At 29.6% G+C, this 17,867-nt stretch carries 15 protein-coding genes and 1 CRISPR repeat array; of the genes, 10 read left to right on the plus strand and 5 right to left on the minus strand.

The genetic code is table 11. The annotated features are described in order from the left end of the window. The first annotated feature begins 3 nt into the window (after window positions 1–3). Entirely contained in the window at window positions 4–1,221 is a 1,218-nt protein-coding gene (locus ETU10_RS09455; RefSeq protein ID WP_146311776.1) for a hypothetical protein, read from the plus strand. A 7-nt stretch (window positions 1,222–1,228) separates the two neighbouring features. Here ETU10_RS09455 and ETU10_RS09460 read toward each other — a convergent pair whose 3' ends face one another. Next, on the minus strand, window positions 1,229–1,897 hold the full coding sequence (locus ETU10_RS09460; RefSeq protein ID WP_146311778.1) for a hypothetical protein: 669 nt from the start codon (window positions 1,895–1,897) through the stop codon (window positions 1,229–1,231). 185 nt (window positions 1,898–2,082) lie between these two features. Between ETU10_RS09460 and ETU10_RS09465 the strand changes: the two genes are divergently transcribed. From ETU10_RS09465 to tpiA, 3 genes are read left to right on the plus strand one after another with little or no spacing between them, the layout of a single operon-like run. Continuing rightward, window positions 2,083–2,634: a DUF1599 domain-containing protein gene (locus ETU10_RS09465; protein WP_146311780.1), complete on the plus strand. Its 552-nt coding sequence runs from the start codon at window positions 2,083–2,085 to the stop codon at window positions 2,632–2,634. Further along, complete coding sequence (locus tag ETU10_RS09470) at window positions 2,631–3,725, plus strand: BT_3928 family protein (protein ID WP_146311782.1); 1,095 nt, start codon at window positions 2,631–2,633, stop codon at window positions 3,723–3,725. The genes ETU10_RS09465 and ETU10_RS09470 overlap by 4 nt, the downstream gene beginning before the upstream one ends. Before the next feature lie 18 nt (window positions 3,726–3,743). Continuing rightward, window positions 3,744–4,502, plus strand: coding sequence for a triose-phosphate isomerase (gene tpiA, locus ETU10_RS09475; protein WP_146311784.1), 759 nt, complete (start codon window positions 3,744–3,746; stop codon window positions 4,500–4,502). Between the two features lie 69 nt (window positions 4,503–4,571). Here the strand turns inward: tpiA and ETU10_RS09480 are convergent, their stop codons facing one another. Both ETU10_RS09480 and ETU10_RS09485 read right to left on the minus strand, forming a co-directional pair. After that, window positions 4,572–4,988, minus strand: coding sequence for a DUF2752 domain-containing protein (locus tag ETU10_RS09480; protein WP_146311786.1), 417 nt, complete (start codon window positions 4,986–4,988; stop codon window positions 4,572–4,574). A gap of 50 nt (window positions 4,989–5,038) precedes the next feature. Beyond that, window positions 5,039–5,407 (minus strand): CD225/dispanin family protein, encoded by a 369-nt coding sequence (locus ETU10_RS09485; RefSeq protein WP_146311788.1) that lies wholly within the window; start codon window positions 5,405–5,407, stop codon window positions 5,039–5,041. A gap of 85 nt (window positions 5,408–5,492) precedes the next feature. Between ETU10_RS09485 and pncA the strand changes: the two genes are divergently transcribed. Further along, window positions 5,493–6,089 (plus strand): bifunctional nicotinamidase/pyrazinamidase, encoded by a 597-nt coding sequence (pncA, locus tag ETU10_RS09490; RefSeq protein ID WP_146311790.1) that lies wholly within the window; start codon window positions 5,493–5,495, stop codon window positions 6,087–6,089. A 56-nt stretch (window positions 6,090–6,145) separates the two neighbouring features. Here the strand turns inward: pncA and ETU10_RS09495 are convergent, their stop codons facing one another. Continuing rightward, window positions 6,146–7,462: a solute carrier family 23 protein gene (locus ETU10_RS09495; RefSeq protein WP_146311792.1), complete on the minus strand. Its 1,317-nt coding sequence runs from the start codon at window positions 7,460–7,462 to the stop codon at window positions 6,146–6,148. A gap of 191 nt (window positions 7,463–7,653) precedes the next feature. Between ETU10_RS09495 and ETU10_RS09500 the strand changes: the two genes are divergently transcribed. After that, the gene (locus ETU10_RS09500) at window positions 7,654–7,995 is read left to right on the plus strand and encodes a YhcH/YjgK/YiaL family protein (protein ID WP_146311794.1); all 342 of its coding nucleotides are present in this window, start codon (window positions 7,654–7,656) and stop codon (window positions 7,993–7,995) included. Between the two features lie 479 nt (window positions 7,996–8,474). Next, a complete protein-coding gene (locus ETU10_RS11440) occupies window positions 8,475–9,455 on the plus strand; it encodes an acyltransferase (RefSeq protein ID WP_394344707.1) in 981 nt (326 codons plus the stop codon). Between the two features lie 72 nt (window positions 9,456–9,527). On the opposite strand, the gene ETU10_RS09510 is transcribed toward ETU10_RS11440, so the two are convergent. After that, window positions 9,528–10,043, minus strand: a complete 516-nt coding sequence (locus tag ETU10_RS09510; protein ID WP_146311798.1) for a GNAT family N-acetyltransferase — start codon at window positions 10,041–10,043, stop codon at window positions 9,528–9,530. A gap of 372 nt (window positions 10,044–10,415) precedes the next feature. On the opposite strand from ETU10_RS09510, the gene cas9 reads away from it, so the two are divergent. Genes cas9 through cas2 form a run of 3 tightly spaced genes read left to right on the plus strand, consistent with a single transcriptional unit; the run spans window position 10,416 to window position 15,871 of the window. Then, window positions 10,416–14,633: a type II CRISPR RNA-guided endonuclease Cas9 gene (gene cas9 / locus ETU10_RS09515; protein WP_146311800.1), complete on the plus strand. Its 4,218-nt coding sequence runs from the start codon at window positions 10,416–10,418 to the stop codon at window positions 14,631–14,633. Between the two features lie 12 nt (window positions 14,634–14,645). Then, window positions 14,646–15,536 (plus strand): type II CRISPR-associated endonuclease Cas1, encoded by an 891-nt coding sequence (gene cas1 / locus ETU10_RS09520; protein WP_146311802.1) that lies wholly within the window; start codon window positions 14,646–14,648, stop codon window positions 15,534–15,536. Beyond that, window positions 15,533–15,871 carry a CRISPR-associated endonuclease Cas2 gene (gene cas2 / locus ETU10_RS09525; RefSeq protein WP_146262982.1) on the plus strand — a complete coding sequence of 113 codons (339 nt, stop codon included), beginning with the start codon at window positions 15,533–15,535 and terminating at the stop codon, window positions 15,869–15,871. Before cas1 ends, cas2 begins: the two co-directional genes overlap by 4 nt. A gap of 114 nt (window positions 15,872–15,985) precedes the next feature. Then, window positions 15,986–17,628: direct repeats of the CRISPR family, unit length 46 nt; unit sequence GTTGTAACAACTGTTGTAAAGATACAAAATGAAAGGAACTCACAAC. The last annotated feature ends 239 nt before the right edge of the window (window positions 17,629–17,867 follow it).

Here is a 17,867-nt window from a genome sequence, read left to right on the forward strand (position 1 = left end):
TCAATGAACAAGAGCTGGGTTCTATTAAATCTATCCAATCTATTAATTGTTTCGTTTCTAGGAATAATACTTAGATTTTTCCAGCTCTTTCATACTAAATATTTATATGGAAATTATTTACATACACATTCTCATGTAGCCATTTTAGGTTGGATGTTTTTATCTTTTTTTATTGCAATCTACTATTTTTTTATACCTAAAAATAATGGTAATCTAAAAAAAATTCAGACACTTTACATTATTTCGCAAATAAGTGTTTGGGGTATGTTGCTAAGTTTTCCCTTTCAAGGCTATGGATCAATTTCCATAGCTTTTTCAACCATACATATTTTATGTGCTTATGCCTTTGTATGGCTAATATGGAAAAATATAAATTTGAAGGAATATGACCAAAAATTCTTAAAAACTTCCCTCATATTTATGGTTATTTCCACCTTAGGGATATGGGGTTTAGGAGGTGTAATATCAATAGTTGGTAAAAATTCATTTTTATATCACTTAGCTATACAGTTTTTTTTACATTTTCAAATTCAGGGATGGTTTCTATTTGCTTTATGGGCATGTTTATTTAAGTTGATAAAAAATAAATTATCCATTTATCCAAACTATAGCAAAGCGTTTTTCAATTTAAATCTAATTGCAGTAATATTTTCCTTTTCATTACCCATTTTAAAATATCAAGAAAATCAAATTACTTATCTTAATATTTTTCTACATCTAAGTAGTATTTTAAACTTCATTGCCTTGATAATTTATTTAAAACATATTCATCCTAAGATTAAAACTATAATAAAGAATGAACCTGCTTGTTGTTCCATGGCGTATCATACCTTTTTATTAAGTTATAGTTTAAAAATAATTGTACCTATGTTTTTACTTATTTCTAATTCAATTAACGAAATAATAATTATAAATAATTTTTACATAGGATTTTTACATCTTACAGTTTTAGGAGTTTATTCTTTTTTTATATTTTTTTTAATGAGTCTTAAAATTGAAAAAAGACATTTAAATAAATTCACCTTAGGATTAGGTTTAGTGATCACAGCCTTTATAATAACTGAACTATTATTAATGATTCAGGGGTTCTTTATCTATTTTAATTTAGGAAGTTTAAAATTTTATTATCCACTAATAATTAGTTCTTCCATCTTATTTCCATTTGGTACTGCATTGTTATTACTTAGTTTTATCCCACAGAGGATAAATAAATTTAAATAAATTTGATCTATTGACTAATACTTAGAATTTTTTTCCAGTTATACAATTTTGGATTATAAGTTTTATTATAAAATTTAGCATAAGCAACCAACTGTTCTTCAGTTGTAAAATTTCGCACATTTAATTTCCCAAAAGTTTTAAATTTATTAAATATTTTATTAAAATTTTTATTTTGCAAAGAATCTTTAAATATTGAAATTGAAACTCTAGTTCTATAGCCAGGATTATCTTTTATTTTCATAGGTAATAAATTAATTTTTTCAACTAAGAATGAATCAAGTTCATAATATTTAATATATTTTAGTTTACTAGGATTTAAATAGATGTAAGGATATTTAGTTGAATCAGATATAAATATTAGTTTTTCACTATTAAATATTACAAGTGTTGCTTCTTGGTTTTTGTTCGGTATAAAGCGTCCTTGGTCTTCAAAAAAACAAATTGTTGAATCATTATAAAATATAAAATTGTACAAACCATAAATGCCCTGATTTTTTAGTTTTGAGTTGCTAAACTTAGAATTAAGTTTTGATTTGTTATACTCAGCTAAAATGAATATATCATCTTTATTATTCATTAAAAAAGTATTCTCGCTTTTTTTACAGGAAAACAATAAAAATACGAATCCAATAGCAAGCGATATATATCCAATTGGTATTAATCTATATATTTCCATAAAACAATATTAAATATATTTAATTGTTAAAACTTTATATAAATTATAAAATTTCAAAATAAGGTATTAACTCTAATACTAATTTTTATATTACAAAAAAGATATATCAACAATATAAACATTCAATTTCTAGGAATATATATACATAAATCTTATTTTTGCAGTACACCCATTGAAATATTATCATGTCACAAACTTCTCATGAATTTGATACGATTATAAATAACTGCCAAACATTATTCAAAAATAAAATGCTGGATTATGGAGCGGCTTGGAGAATATTAAGATTACCCTCTTTAACCGATCAAATCTATATAAAAGCGAACCGAATCAGAACCATTCAAGAAAAAGGAGAGCAAAAAGTGGAAGAAAATATTGACAATGAATTTATTGCAATTGTTAACTATTCCATAATGTCACTGATTCAATTGGAAAAAGGAGTAGCCAATCAACCGGATTTAAGTGTTGAGCAAGCTTTGCAATGGTATGATAAAAAATCCAAGGAAGCTAAAAATCTAATGTTAGCTAAAAATCACGACTATGGAGAAGCTTGGCGAGATTTACGTATAAGCTCCATTACAGATCTTATTTTACAGAAATTGTTAAGAGTAAAACAAATTGAAGATAACATGGGTAAAACAATAGTTTCAGAAGGTTTGGAAGCCAATTATTTTGATATCGTTAACTATGCGGTTTTTGCACTCATTCATCTAAACAATAAAGAAAATAATAAATGAAATATATCACCCATTTAGTGAGATTTATTGTAGGGATTATTTTTATTATATCAGGATTTGTAAAAACCATTGATCCCATAGGGTTTTCTTATAAATTGGAAGAGTATTTTGGACCCGGAGTATTTAACATTCCAATATTACAAAACTTTGCATTGCCCCTTTCAATTCTATTTGTAATTCTTGAAGTGTTAGTAGGTGTGTTGTTACTCTTAGGAATGTGGAAAAGATTAACAGTATATTTACTTCTTACACTTATCGTTTTTTTTACTTTTTTAACCTTTTATTCCGCCTATTTTAATAAAGTAACAGATTGTGGTTGTTTTGGAGATGCTTTAAAGTTAACCCCTTGGATGTCTTTTATTAAAGACATTATCCTATTAGTTATGATTATATTTTTAGCAAGGCAAATCAGATTTATAAAACCATTTTTAAAATACAAAACAAATAAAATAATAGTTATATTATCATTAATTCTATGTATAGTAGTGGCTTACCAAGGAATTGCTCATTTACCAATTATAGATTTTAGACCTTATGCTGTTGGAAAAGATTTAAAAAAAGGCATGCAAGACGGAAGTCCACAGGTTGAATCCATTGTATATACCTTAGAGAATTTAAAAAATAAGGAAGAGAAAAAGATGACTTCTGATGAGTATATTAATTCAAATATATGGGCTGATACACTAACCTGGAAAATTAAAAATTCTGATATTAAAATAATTAAAGAAGGAGTTTTACCTTCTGTGCATGATTTTATTATTGATTGTGGAGGTCAAGATCGAACAGAATCCATTTTAGAAGAAAATAAAATAGTGGTGATTACGGTGCCTTATGCAGAAAAAATGAGTCTATTAGAAAAAGCAAAGCTTAAAAAAATTATTTCAGATTTAAAAGTTAAAAGGCTTAAATATGTACTTATGGCGAATGATCCACAAAAATTAAGAATACCCAACGCTTGTATATCAGACCAAACCACCATAAAAACCATTAATAGAAGTAATCCAGGATTTATGGTATTAAAAAAAGGAATAGTAGTTGCTAAATATCATGGGGATGATTTTCCATCCTTAAAAAAAATTGAAAAATTATAATAAATATTTGAGTTTAAAATGAGAAAAAAAATAGTTGCTGGAAACTGGAAAATGAATAAAACGCTTTCTGAAGCCAATACATTATTAGCTGAATTAGATTCTTACGTAAAGACTAACAATCCCAAATGTGAAGTGGTTGTAGGAATTCCTTACCTATATTTAGCGAATGCTAAAGAAAAATATGAAAATTTAAATATTTATGCTGAAGATGTTTCAGAACATCAGTCAGGGGCTTATACGGGAGAAATTTCTGCAGAAATGCTAAAATCCATTCAAGTAGATGGAGCTATCATTGGACATTCCGAAAGGAGACAATACCATAAAGAAACGGATGAGCAAATTGGAGCTAAGGTTAAAATTGCTTTAGAAAATGGTTTAACTCCAATTTTTTGTAACGGAGAATTATTAGAAGAAAGAAAGTCAGGAAAACACTTTGAAGTTGTAAAAAAACAAACAGAAGTTGCTCTTTTTCAATTGTCCCCAGAGGAAATCAAAAAAGTAGTGATTGCTTACGAACCGGTTTGGGCTATAGGTACAGGAGAGACAGCTACTCCAGAACAAGCGCAGGAAATTCATGCGTATATTCGTTCTCTAATTGCTGAAAAATACGGAAAAGAAATTGCTGATGAAATTTCTATTTTATATGGAGGAAGTGTTAAACCTGCCAATGCTAAAGAGATTTTTTCTAAACCTGATGTTGACGGTGGATTAATTGGCGGAGCATCCTTAAATATTAAGGATTTTGGAGCTCTAATTCAGACATATTCAGATTTATAATTAATAATATATAAATAAGAAAACGCTTATATAAAGCGTTTTTTTTATTTAGTCATAAATATATAATTTTTATTTAGGAGGAGATAAAAATATAAAAGGCTTACAAGGAATGTTTCTTAGAATTGTATAAAGTATAATTACGATTAATGCAATTTTACCAAACTGATTGGAAAATATAAAACCTTGCTGAAATTTTTTATTTTTAAAAAAATAAACTTCTATAATTACATATAATAGATATATAAATAAAGGAATAAAATAAATAAATATATTGTACTGCAAAGCTTTCCAAAATTCACCATGTAGAAGAAAATGAAAAGCTCTTTGTCCTCCACATCCTGGACAGTTTAAACCTGTGAATTTCTTAAATGAGCATGTAAAACCTAAATTAGTTTCTTCTGGATTTATATAATAATAAAAAACTACTAAAAATATAAGTGAGAATAGGAATACTAACCCTATTAAAATTTTAAAACCTTTATTCATTCTCTAAAAACTTTAAAAACATCTATGCGCTCAAGGTCTACATAGGCGAATTAGTCCAAATTTAAAATTCCTTTTATGGTAGTAAAAAATATAGGAAAAATAATATTGATAATTATACCTATGGCAAATAATCCAATGGCAATAAGAGATAGAATCTTAGCCGTTTGAGAAGATCTTTTAGCCCCCAAATAATCTTGAAGAATAAATTTATCTTTAACTTGATTAGCATAAACAATTGCTATTATCCCTAAAATTAAACTTATACAATTAAATGAACAACAAGAAATAAAGGTTGCAATTATAGCTAAAGGCATATGAGTATTCGGAAGAATAGGAGTACTATTTAATTGATCAAATTCAGAATCTGAATAAAAATTATCGTTGTACTGCATATCTAATAGTAGTGTTGCGTTGAACATTAAATAACAAATATAAGTGAATATTTAAAAAGAAATTTATAATTATAGAAAAACGATTAAATTTGAAAACCTAATCACTAGAACTATGAAAGCACTTATTATTGTTGATATGCAAAATGATTTTCTGCCCGATGGAAGTTTGGCTGTTGAAAATGGCAATGCAATTATACCCAAGATAAATAGTATACAAGCGAACTATGAACTAGTGGTAGCAACCCAAGATTGGCATCCAAAAAATCATAAAAGTTTTATAACTCAACATCCTAATAACAGAGTGTTTGATCAAATTCAATTAGAAGGTTTAAAGCAAACTTTATGGCCAGAACATTGTGTGCAAGGTACCCAAGGCGCAGAATTTTCATCTTTATTAAATCAAAACTCAATTGAAGCAATTTTTAGAAAAGGAATGGATGAAAATATTGATAGTTATAGTGGTTTTTTTGACAATGGAAAAAAGAAAAGCACAGCCTTAGGAGATTATTTACGAGCAAAAAATATAAAAGAAGTACATATTTGCGGTTTAGCTGCAGATTTTTGTGTGTATTATACAGCTAAAGATGCTTTGGAGCTTGGTTATAATACTTCTATTGTTGAAAACGCAACTTTAGCAATTAATCCCCATGATTTTAACGATAAAAAAAGGTATTTTCAAGAGGAAGGCGGAAAAATTATTCAGTTATAATAAGGGTTTGTAATCACTTCTAATATATTTAAGATAAAATATTTTCAAACAAATGTTTATTCTTTAAACATTTGTTTGAAATTTATTGATTCTTTTCCCGGAAGAATTTGATTTAGTATAATTCCAATAATTGAAGCTAGCGCCATACCTTCCAATGAGAATAAATCTCCCACATGTATAGCAGCACCCCCTATTCCAATCACTAAGATAACCGAAGCAATTATTAAATTACGTTTCAGGCTAAAATCAACTTTATTTTCTACCAACATACGTAATCCACTAGAAGCTATAATCCCGAAAAGAAGAATAGAAACTCCGCCCATAACTGGGGGAGGAATAGTACTTAAAATCGCTGCTATCTTACCACAAAAACCAAATAATATAGCAAAGATAGCTGCTCCAATAAAAAGGTATATGCTATAAGCTCTAGTTATGGCAAGAACACCAATATTTTCCCCATAGGTGGTATTGGGTGGTCCACCTAATAGAGCCGCAAACATGGTTGCAACCCCATCGCCCAACATAGATTTATCCAATCCAGGATCTTTGATTAAATCTTTATCTACAACTTTGCTTAGCACCAATTGATGTCCAATATGTTCAGCAATAGGTACTATAGATACAGGAATCATTAGCAATAATATACGAGTTGAAATGCCCGGGGTATAATCTATAAATGGAAATGTAAAGGGAGGAATTTCAAACCAATCAGCCTGTAAAACTGTAGTGAAATTTACCAATCCTAGAAAGGAAGAAAATAAGTATCCACCAACGATGCCTATTAATACAGGAATCACACTCAAAAAACCTTTAGTAAACACAGCAACCAGTATGGTTATTGATAAGGTTACAAAACCAACGGCAACATATTTTAGATCGTATCCCTGTGTGTCAATGTTATTTGTTACCATACCTACGGCAGTAGAGGCTAATCCTAAGCCTATAACCATAATCACCGGTCCTACAACAATAGGAGGGAGCAGTTTCATGAGCCATTGGGTGCCCACTTTAGATATAAGTAAGGCTACGCAAGCATAGGTGAGACCCACAAAAAAACAGCCCACTAAAAAATCTCCGGAACCTACTCCAGAGTTAGGATCAGTAGCTAAACTTTTCGCTACTAAAATAGGATTTATAAAAGCAAAAGAAGAACCTAAATAAGAAGGAACTTTTCCCTTCGTAATTATAATAAAAGTAAGGGTTGCTATTCCGCTGGATACCAGAGCAACAGCAGGACTCATTCCAGTTAAAGCAGGTACCAATACCGTTGAGCCAAACATTGCAAATAAATGCTGTATACTTAATAATATCCATTGTAAAAACCTGGGGCGCTCATTGATTTGCAAAATCACCCTTGAATTTTTATCTTTCATCGTATATTTATCTAAATAAATTAATATCTTCCTAAATTAAAATTTTTCTAAATAAACTAAGTATTAATTGAGTTTAAAAAACATTAACGGCTGGCAAAAATAATTCTTTGTTAGATTTTTACAAGGTAGATTAAAAAAATATAAGGAAAAAAGATTAAATTTATTAGTAAATTAAAATAAATTTAATCGTTATGATCATAGACTCATTAAATAATATATCTAAATATACCGCTTTACATCCCTTGTTTCCTAAAGCTTTTGAATACATTCAAAATTTAGATATAAAAAATTTAAAAATAGGTACATTTCCAATACAAAATCAGTATATTTTTGCTATAATTAATAAAAGCGATATGGGTGCAATTGAAAACACCTACTTAGAAGCTCACAATCAATACATAGATATTCAAGTGCCATTCTTTAAAACGGAAAAATACGGTTGGGCACCCCGCTTCTTATTAAAAAATCCATTAGCTAAATACGATGAATTAGAAGATATTCAATATTTTAAAGATCAATATTCCTTAACTTAACCCATGGTGCATTTAGAAAAAAAATAAATGTTACTGATTATCAGTGAAATAATATTTCCAATTTTAATGATTATATTCAAAATAACCTCAAAACACTTAAAAATTTAAAATCAGAATAACAAATAATTTTGAGCAATAAATATAAGTGATTAATATTCAATATATTATATTTTAATTTCTAAATGCACCATGGGTTTAACTTATGATTTAAAACCTGAAAATTTTGTGTTTTTCTTCCAGAAGATGCGCACGCTCCTTGCCTAAGGGAAGGCAGTATTATTAAATTAGTTATAAAAGTAGCTACTATAATTTAAGATAAAACTACTAATAATTTATACAAATTCCATCAATAATTTTTAAATTTATTGATTATTATAATGCATATTTGAAAATCATTATTATATTTAATATAAATTTTATTAGTCTACAAATTAGCTATGAAAAACTATATAAGTAATTTAAGAAATATATCAACTGTAATGGTTATAATTATACATACAGTTGCTGACTATATAAGATTTTATAATATTACTGATCTAAATCTTTGGCAAATATCTAATTTCATAAATTCAATGGTCAGATTTTGTGTTCCTATTTTTTTTATGATTTCAGGAGCTACACTTCTAGGTAAAGATGAAGATTTAATAGTCTTTATAAGTAAAAGATTCAAAAGAATTTTATTACCATTCATTTTTTGGGTAACTATATATTTCTTTATTTACTTAGAGTTTAATTTACTCAGTTTTATTGATATATTAAAAATTTTCCTTGTAAATTTATTTAGAGGAGCTCAATATTCATATCATTTCTGGTTCATATATACATTATTAGGATTATACTTATTTTTACCAATTTTAAGAAAATGGATATTAAATTCAAGTAAATATAATGTTATATATTTTATAGTAATTTGGGGAGTAACATTACTTATAAATTATAAAACTCAAAAGTACTTTCCAGCAATTGATTTATCTTACTTTAGTGGTAGTATTGGATATTTAGTATTAGGTTATTTTATAGATAAATACGTTAGTAATTATAATAAATATAATTTGTATACATCAATGATCTTTATTTTAATAGGTTTTATGTCTACATTTTTTTTAAGTGAATTTTACAGTATTAAAAATAATAAATTTGAAGATTTCTTTTATGATTATTTATCACCTAATATCGCTCTTTATTCTATAGGTATTTTTATGCTATTTAAATTTAAATTTAATAAAGTTTTTAAAATAGGTCAATTTTTAGATAAAAATAGTTATGGTATTTATTTAATTCATGTTTTTATACTTAATATAGTTGAAATAGTATTTAAGACTTTCAATATTTTTATAATTGATAAACCTTTATATTTTATTTTTTATATAATATGCGTAAGTTTTTTAACCTACAGCATATCATTATTAATTATAAATACTCTATCAAAAATTAAAATTTTAAAATCATTTATAACTTAAATTAGAATAAAAAAATGCATTTAATTATAATTTTAAAATAAATTGATGGATTCTAAAACCTTAGAAAAACATTTAATCCTTAGGTATTAGAAGTTTTTCAAAAGCTTTTCTAGAAGATCCTCTAAAAGTTACCTCTCCACAAAATTTATATCCTAATTTATGAAAAATGGCTAGCATGCCAGCATTGTCAAAATTAGTATCAGCTTTAATGCTTTTTATATTATTATTTTCTGCAAATTCTTCAATAAAATTCATCATTTTTATAGCTAAACCTTTGCCCAAATAGTTTTCTGATATTGCTACACGATGAAAAGCTACAAAGTCACCATTACTAAGCCAATTTCCTACAATATTACTATAAGCAGGTTCATCATTGATGAAAATAGCACAATACCCAACCACTTTATTATCGTTTACCAGCACATATCCTGCGTTAGAGTCTATATCCTTTTCAATTACCTGAGGGTTAGGATATCCATCCTGCCATTGTTTACTACCCTCAGCTTTTCTTCTTGCGATGGCTTGTTGTAATATTTCCCAAATAACTTCAATGTCTTCCTTGTTTGCTTTTCTAAATGTTAATTCCATAATTGATATGAGTGGAGATAAATTTTTATAAAAATAAGAGTTTTTTTTAAAAATTTAGATCTATAAATGAATTAAATAAACATCCGAGTTTATATCTACTACTTTGGTTTGGGATATAATAGGCTATTATTTAAATAATAGTAATCATAACAATGGAAGGAATTAAGACTAAAATTGGCTTAGAATGTCAAAAACTTAGAAATTAATTCAATAAAAAAAGACGAGTTGCCCCGTCTTAAATGTTTTCACAACGGAATAATCCTTATTGTGAGTCCTTTCACTGCAAATATAGATAATATTTTTAAAATAAATACCTTTTAAAGATAAATATTTATGTATATTGTGTCAATATAATATATTATTAATAAATATATGAAACATATTTTAGGTCTGGATTTAGGGACTACATCCATCGGATGGGCGTTAATTAAAGAAGCGGAAGATGCAAATGAAAAATCTTCCATAGTAAAAGTAGGAGTAAGGGTAAACCCTTTAACGGTGGATGAGCAAACCAATTTTGAAAAGGGAAAACCAATTACTACCAATGCAGTAAGAGCTCAAGCACGATCAGCTCGAAGAAATTTACAACGCTATAAGCTACGTAGAGAAAATCTTATCCAATTACTTATAGAAAATCATTTTATAGATTCCTCAACTATCTTAGCAGAGAATGGAAAAAATACTACTTTCCAAATTTGTGAACTACGTGCCAAAGCCGCTCAGGAAGTTTTAAGCCTTACAGATTTTGCAAGAGTTTTATTAGCCATTAATAAAAAAAGAGGTTACAAAAGTAGTCGGAAAGTGAATACTACAGAAGACGGTCAATTGATCGATGGAATGGAAATAGCTAAAAAATTATACGAGGATCATTTAACCCCGGGGCAATACGTTTACCAAAATTCTTTACATAAAAACTTTTCAATTCCTGAATTTTATCGATCCGATTTAGAAAATGAATTTTTACGCGTTTGGGAATTTCAAAAACAGTTTTATTCAGATATATTGACGGATGAACTTAAAGAAAATATTAAAGATAAAAATAAATCACAAACATGGGCCATATTAAAAGAGCCTTTGCAGTTGGTAGGCATTAAGAGAGATAAAAAAGGTAAAGAGCTACGTTTAGAGAACTACCAATGGAGAAATGAAGCTCTAGTACAACAACTAAACTTAGAAACTTTGGCAATTGTGCTACAAGAAATCAACGGACAAATTGCAGGATCCTCGGGGTACTTAGGAGCAATCAGCGACCGAAGTAAAGAACTATATTTCAATAAACAAACGGTAGGGCAGTATTTATATAGCCAATTGCAAAAAAATAAACATGCGCGTTTAAGAGGGCAAGTATTTTATAGACAAGACTATTTGGATGAATTTGAAAAAATTTGGGAAGTACAAGCCCAACAACACCAAGAACTTACCAGTGAATTAAAAGAAAAAATTAGAGATGTCATAATTTTTTACCAACGTAAACTAAAGTCCAAAAAAAACCTTATTAGCCTTTGTGAATTTGAGCAAAGAGAAATTAAAGACAAAAACGGAAAAGCACGCACCGTTGGTTTGCGAGTAGCACCAAAATCTTCTCCATTATTTCAAGAAGTTAAGATTTGGCAACAGTTGCACAATGTAAAGATAAAACATAAAAAAACGGGTGAAGAGTTAGATTTGTGCCAAGAAGATAAAAATTTACTTTTTGAAGAACTAAATTTAAAAGGTTGCATGAGTGCCGAACAAGTCCTAAATATTTTAGGCAAGGGTAAGGAATACAAGTTAAACTACAAAGTACTGGAAGGAAATCTTACCAACGAACAATTGTACAATAAATATTTAGATATTTTAGACCTATCAGGATACGATCTACGTAAAAATTTTAAAGTTAGTACCGGGAAAGAAGAAGTAAACCTAAAAGATATAAAATTAGATGCTCATGAAATAAAAAATACAGTGCAAGCGATCTTTGAAGATTTAGGAATTAATACTGAAATACTAAATTTTCATTCGGAATGGGAAGGTGAACAATTTCAAAAACAGCCGGCTTACCAGCTTTGGCATCTTTTATATTCTTACAATGAAGATGATATACCGCCAGAGATAAAAAAAGAATCCCGTACCGGAATGGAATATTTATACGTACAGTTGCATAAAAAATTCGGCTTTACTTTAGAGCAAGCCAAGCGATTAGGAACGGTAGTTTTTAAAGATGATTACGGAAGCTTAAGCACCAAAGCATTAAAGAAAATATCGGTATATATCAAAGAAAATGACTACGCACAAGCCTGTGCATTGGCAGGATACAGACATTCCAAAAACTCTTTAACCCAAGAAGAATTAGCCCATAGAAAACTAAAAGACAGGTTGGAAAATCTTCCTAAGAACAGCTTAAGAAATCCAGTGGTTGAAAAAATTTTGAACCAAATGGTAAATGTTGTAAATACCTTATTGGATAGTGAAAACGACCGATTAGAAGCACAAGGTCAGGAACGAAATTTTAAATTGGATGAAATACGTATAGAGCTAGCCCGCGAGTTGAAAAAAAATGCTAAAGAAAGAGAGGAACTTTCTAAACAAGTGGAATCTGCCCATAAGTACCATCAAAAAATAATTGAAATTTTACAGCAAGCACCCTTTCATATTAAAAATCCAAGCCGTAACGATATTATTCGTTACAAACTTTACCAAGAACTTAAAATCAATGGTTATAAAGACTTATATACCAACCAATACATAGAACCCCAGCATTTATTTTCTAACTTGTACGACATTGATCATATACTACCGAAAGCTCTTTTGTTTGACGATAGTTTTTCTAATAAAACCTTATCTCCCAAAAAAATTAATAGAGATAAGAGTGCAAGTACAGCCTACGATTATATCCTTAATCACCAAGGTCCCCAAGGGTTGGAAGATTTCATAGCAAGAGTAGAAAATCTTTATAAAGCCAAGGAGGGAGGAATTACTGAGGCTAAATATAAAAAACTACTAAAAAAAGCTACTGAAATTGGAGACGGTTTTATAGAAAGAGATTTAAGAGATACCCAATACATAGCCAAAAAAGCCAAAGATTTACTGTTTCAAATTACTCCTACGGTGGTCTCTACCACCGGTTCGGTTACTCAAAAATTAAGGGAAGATTGGGGCTTGTTAAATGTAATGAAGGAACTGAATTTACCCAAATACAGGCAAGCAGGCTTAACAGAAATCATAGATAATAAAAAAGGGGAACAAATTATAGATTGGACAAAGAGAAATGACCATCGCCATCATGCCATGGATGCACTCACCGTTGCATTTACTAAACCTTCCCATATTCAATATTTAAATTATAAAAACGCAAGGTCAAATGAAAATCATCCCTTTCATCCGATAATTACAGCCATAGAAGATAAAGAACTTATAAAAGTGAAAAGTAAATCCGGAAAAAATAAATCTTTATTTAAGGAACCCCTTCCCAATTTTAGACAACAAGCGCGAGAACACTTAGAAACAGTATTAATCTCTCATAAAAATAAAAATAAGGTAGTTACTAAAAACAAAAACAAAATTGCAGGCAATTCTAAAATACAAGATACTCTTACCCCTAGAGGGCAGATGCATAAAGAAACCATCTATGGTAAAATTAAACAATATGTTTATAAAGAATATAAGATAAATGCTTCGTTTGACGAACCAACCATTCTTAAAATTTGCAATTCTTTACACAGAAATTTACTCTTGAAACGGCTCAAAGAAAATAACAACGATCCTAAAAAAGCCTTTACAGGAAAAAATTCGTTACGCAAAAATCCTATTTATTTGGATGATGAAAAAAAAGAAACTTTGCCTGACAAGGTGAAATTGCGAGAGATCGTGGAGAGATTTACCATAAGAAAAAATGTTGATCCTGATTTGAATATTGATAAAGTGCTTGACGAGGGAATTAAGCGAATTTTAAAGCAGAGATTGTTGGATTATGGAAACAATCCTAAAGTTGCTTTTTCCAATTTAGATGAAAATCCCATTTGGTTAAATAAGAAAAAAAATAAAGCTTTACGTAGGGTAACTATTTTTGGAGTTATTAATGCTGAACCTTTACATACAAAAAAAGATCATTTAGGAAAAGAGATATTAAACGAGAAAGGCCACCCAATACCGGTAGATTACATTAGTACAGGTAATAATCACCATGTGGCTATCTATAGAGATGAAAAGGGGAATTTGCAAGAAAAAGTAGTTTCATTTATGGAAGCTGTTGAAAGGAAAAATCAAAACTTGCCCGTAATTGATAAAACCTATCAACAAAACTTGGGTTGGACGTTTTTATTTACCCTTAAACAAAATGAAATGTTTGTTTTCCCTTCTGAAGATTTCCATCCTGCTGAAATAAATTTACTGGATAAAAAAAATTACCAACTTATTAGTAAACATTTATTTAGAGTACAAAAAATAGCCACTAAAGATTACTTTTTTAGGCATCATTTAGAAACCAATGTTGAAACCCATGCAAAAACTAAAGATTTGACATGGAAAAGAGTAAGATTGTCAGAAATTGAAAATATTGTTAAAGTTAGAATTAATCATTTAGGTGAGATTGTGCAAATCGGCGAATATTAAAATTGTAAACTCATGCTTAAGCGAACCATCTATGTAGGCAATCCCGCCTATTTAAAACTGAAAGATCACCAGTTAAATGTTGAAGATCCTGCAACGGGAACAATTAACGGTACAGTTCCCGTGGAAGATATGGGCTTTTTGGTACTTGATCATTCTCAAATTACTTTGACACATCCACTTATGGTTGCTTTGCAACAGAACAATGTAGGAATTATAAGCTGTGATGCTTACCATTTGCCCATTTCCTTAATGTTACCGTTGGCCGGTCATGTCGAACATTCCCGTAGGCTCAGAGAACAAACAAATCTTTCCGAACCTTTGCGCAAACAACTGTGGAAACAAACGGTGGAAACTAAAATTTATCAACAAAAATGTTTATTACAAAAACTAGGACATTCTTTTGAACCGATGTTGGAGTATATGAACGAAGTAAAATCTGGAGATACCACCAATAGGGAAGGGATAGCCGCCCAATACTATTGGAAACAAATGTTTGAGAATTTTACCCGAGAACGAAAGGGAGAAACACCTAACCAATTTCTAAACTATGGCTACAGCCTTTTAAGAAGTATGGTAGCAAGAGCTTTGGTTAGTTCCGGCTTGAATCCAACCCTAGGGCTGTTTCATAAAAATAAATACAACCCGTACGGGTTGGCGGATGACGTTATGGAACCCTATCGTCCTTTTGTGGATGAAATGGTGGTGGAATGGTTGCAGCAGAATCTCCAAGAAGAAAAACTTTCTAAATCAGCCAAATTGCATTTTTTGCAGTTGCCTACACGGGATGTACGATTGGAAGGGAGTAAAAAACCTTTATTGGTAGCCCTAAGCTCAACCACCAGTTCCCTGTATAAATGTATAATCGGAGAAAACCGAATCATTCGGTATCCTGAATTTGTATGAGTTTTAGTCGTTACAATGCATATAGAATCATGTGGGTATTAGTATTGTTTGATTTACCAACCGAAACTAAGAAACAAAGAAGCCAAGCCTCTAGATTTAGAAAGGATTTGTTGGACGATGGGTTTACTATGTTTCAATTTTCTATTTATTTACGCAATTGCCCCAGTAAAGAAAATGCCGATGTGCATATAAAAAGAGTTAAAAATAAACTGCCCCAGTACGGAAAAGTAGGAATTATTAGTATCACTGATAAGCAATTTTCTCAAATGGAAATATTCTTTTCCAAACAAGCTTCCAATTTGCCTTTAGCTCCCCAACAATTAGAAATGTTTTAGGTTAGAAAATCAAAAAGCCATAAGAAAAAGTTTTTTCTTATGGCTTTTAATTCTTTTTTTAAATCCTAATTGAGCTTCTAAATATTTATCTATCAACCCTTTGTAGGATTAGAGGTTGTAACAACTGTTGTAAAGATACAAAATGAAAGGAACTCACAACCAAAGCTTGTCATTATTTTTTTCATTAATTGTTGTAACAACTGTTGTAAAGATACAAAATGAAAGGAACTCACAACTGATAGCTGGAGTAGTAGCAACTCTGGCTGGGTTGTAACAACTGTTGTAAAGATACAAAATGAAAGGAACTCACAACGATCGTGAGCAAGTTTTAACAGGAACACTTGTTGTAACAACTGTTGTAAAGATACAAAATGAAAGGAACTCACAACGTGTGTTTAGTTATTGCTTGAATAGTAGAAGTTGTAACAACTGTTGTAAAGATACAAAATGAAAGGAACTCACAACTACTTTTACTTACGCTTTCCTTGGTTGTAAGTTGTAACAACTGTTGTAAAGATACAAAATGAAAGGAACTCACAACTAAATAGGCTTTTTTATAGTACCTCTTTCTGTTGTAACAACTGTTGTAAAGATACAAAATGAAAGGAACTCACAACAAACGCGTGGATAATTTTAGAATGGAATAAGTTGTAACAACTGTTGTAAAGATACAAAATGAAAGGAACTCACAACAAAAAAGCGATATAAATTATGTTACTGGTGGTTGTAACAACTGTTGTAAAGATACAAAATGAAAGGAACTCACAACAGATATTCACAAAAATGATGGGAAATGTGAGTTGTAACAACTGTTGTAAAGATACAAAATGAAAGGAACTCACAACCTAGAGTGAAGTGTTATGGTGCATTCTTCTGTTGTAACAACTGTTGTAAAGATACAAAATGAAAGGAACTCACAACCAATGTATTAATTGGTGCTTTTGCCCCCTGGTTGTAACAACTGTTGTAAAGATACAAAATGAAAGGAACTCACAACTAAAAATGAGTACATCCAAAGGATAATTTAGTTGTAACAACTGTTGTAAAGATACAAAATGAAAGGAACTCACAACTGATCATTATTTTGATTACTTTCACGAAAAGTTGTAACAACTGTTGTAAAGATACAAAATGAAAGGAACTCACAACTGATTTATATCTTTCTACCCATGAGCTTATGTTGTAACAACTGTTGTAAAGATACAAAATGAAAGGAACTCACAACACCCGATAACTCCTTCTACTCCCTTGTACCGTTGTAACAACTGTTGTAAAGATACAAAATGAAAGGAACTCACAACCTTCAATGATTTCTTTTGTTGACGGATATCGTTGTAACAACTGTTGTAAAGATACAAAATGAAAGGAACTCACAACCTTCAATGATTTCTTTTGTTGACGGATATCGTTGTAACAACTGCTGTAAAGATACAAAATGAAAGGAACTCACAACTACGTTATATACAGGACTTTTCATAAAATAGTTGTAACAACTGTTGTAAAGATACAAAAGGAAAGGAACTCACAACCATTTCGTAGTTGTTTTCATCTAAAAGTTCGTTGTAACAACTGCTGTAAAGATGCAAAATGAAAGGAACTCACAACCCTATTTCACTAATGAACTATCTGTAGAGCGTTATAACAACTGCTGTAAAGATACAAAAGGAAAGGAGCTCACAAAGAATGATAATAATGTCAAAAACTTGTTATTGTTGTTACAACTACTGTAAAGATATAAATGGAAAGGGACTCACAAACCTTTATAGTTATAAAAATATTCTTGTTTAAACTTTTACAAAGGTATAAAATTTAATTTATCAACCAAGGCATACCATGATAGTTTTATATATTATATTATTAACCTAATTTTTAAAAAGTTTCATTTTCAATACTTCAATACTAGATATAAACTAATAAGATCGTGGCATGCTTTATAAAACAAGAATATTTTAAAACCACTACTATACCTTGTTTTCAGAGCTTAATTTATATTGAA

The organism is Apibacter muscae, from assembly GCF_007845595.1.
In the GTDB taxonomy this organism is placed as follows: Bacteria; Bacteroidota; Bacteroidia; order Flavobacteriales; family Weeksellaceae; genus Apibacter; species Apibacter muscae.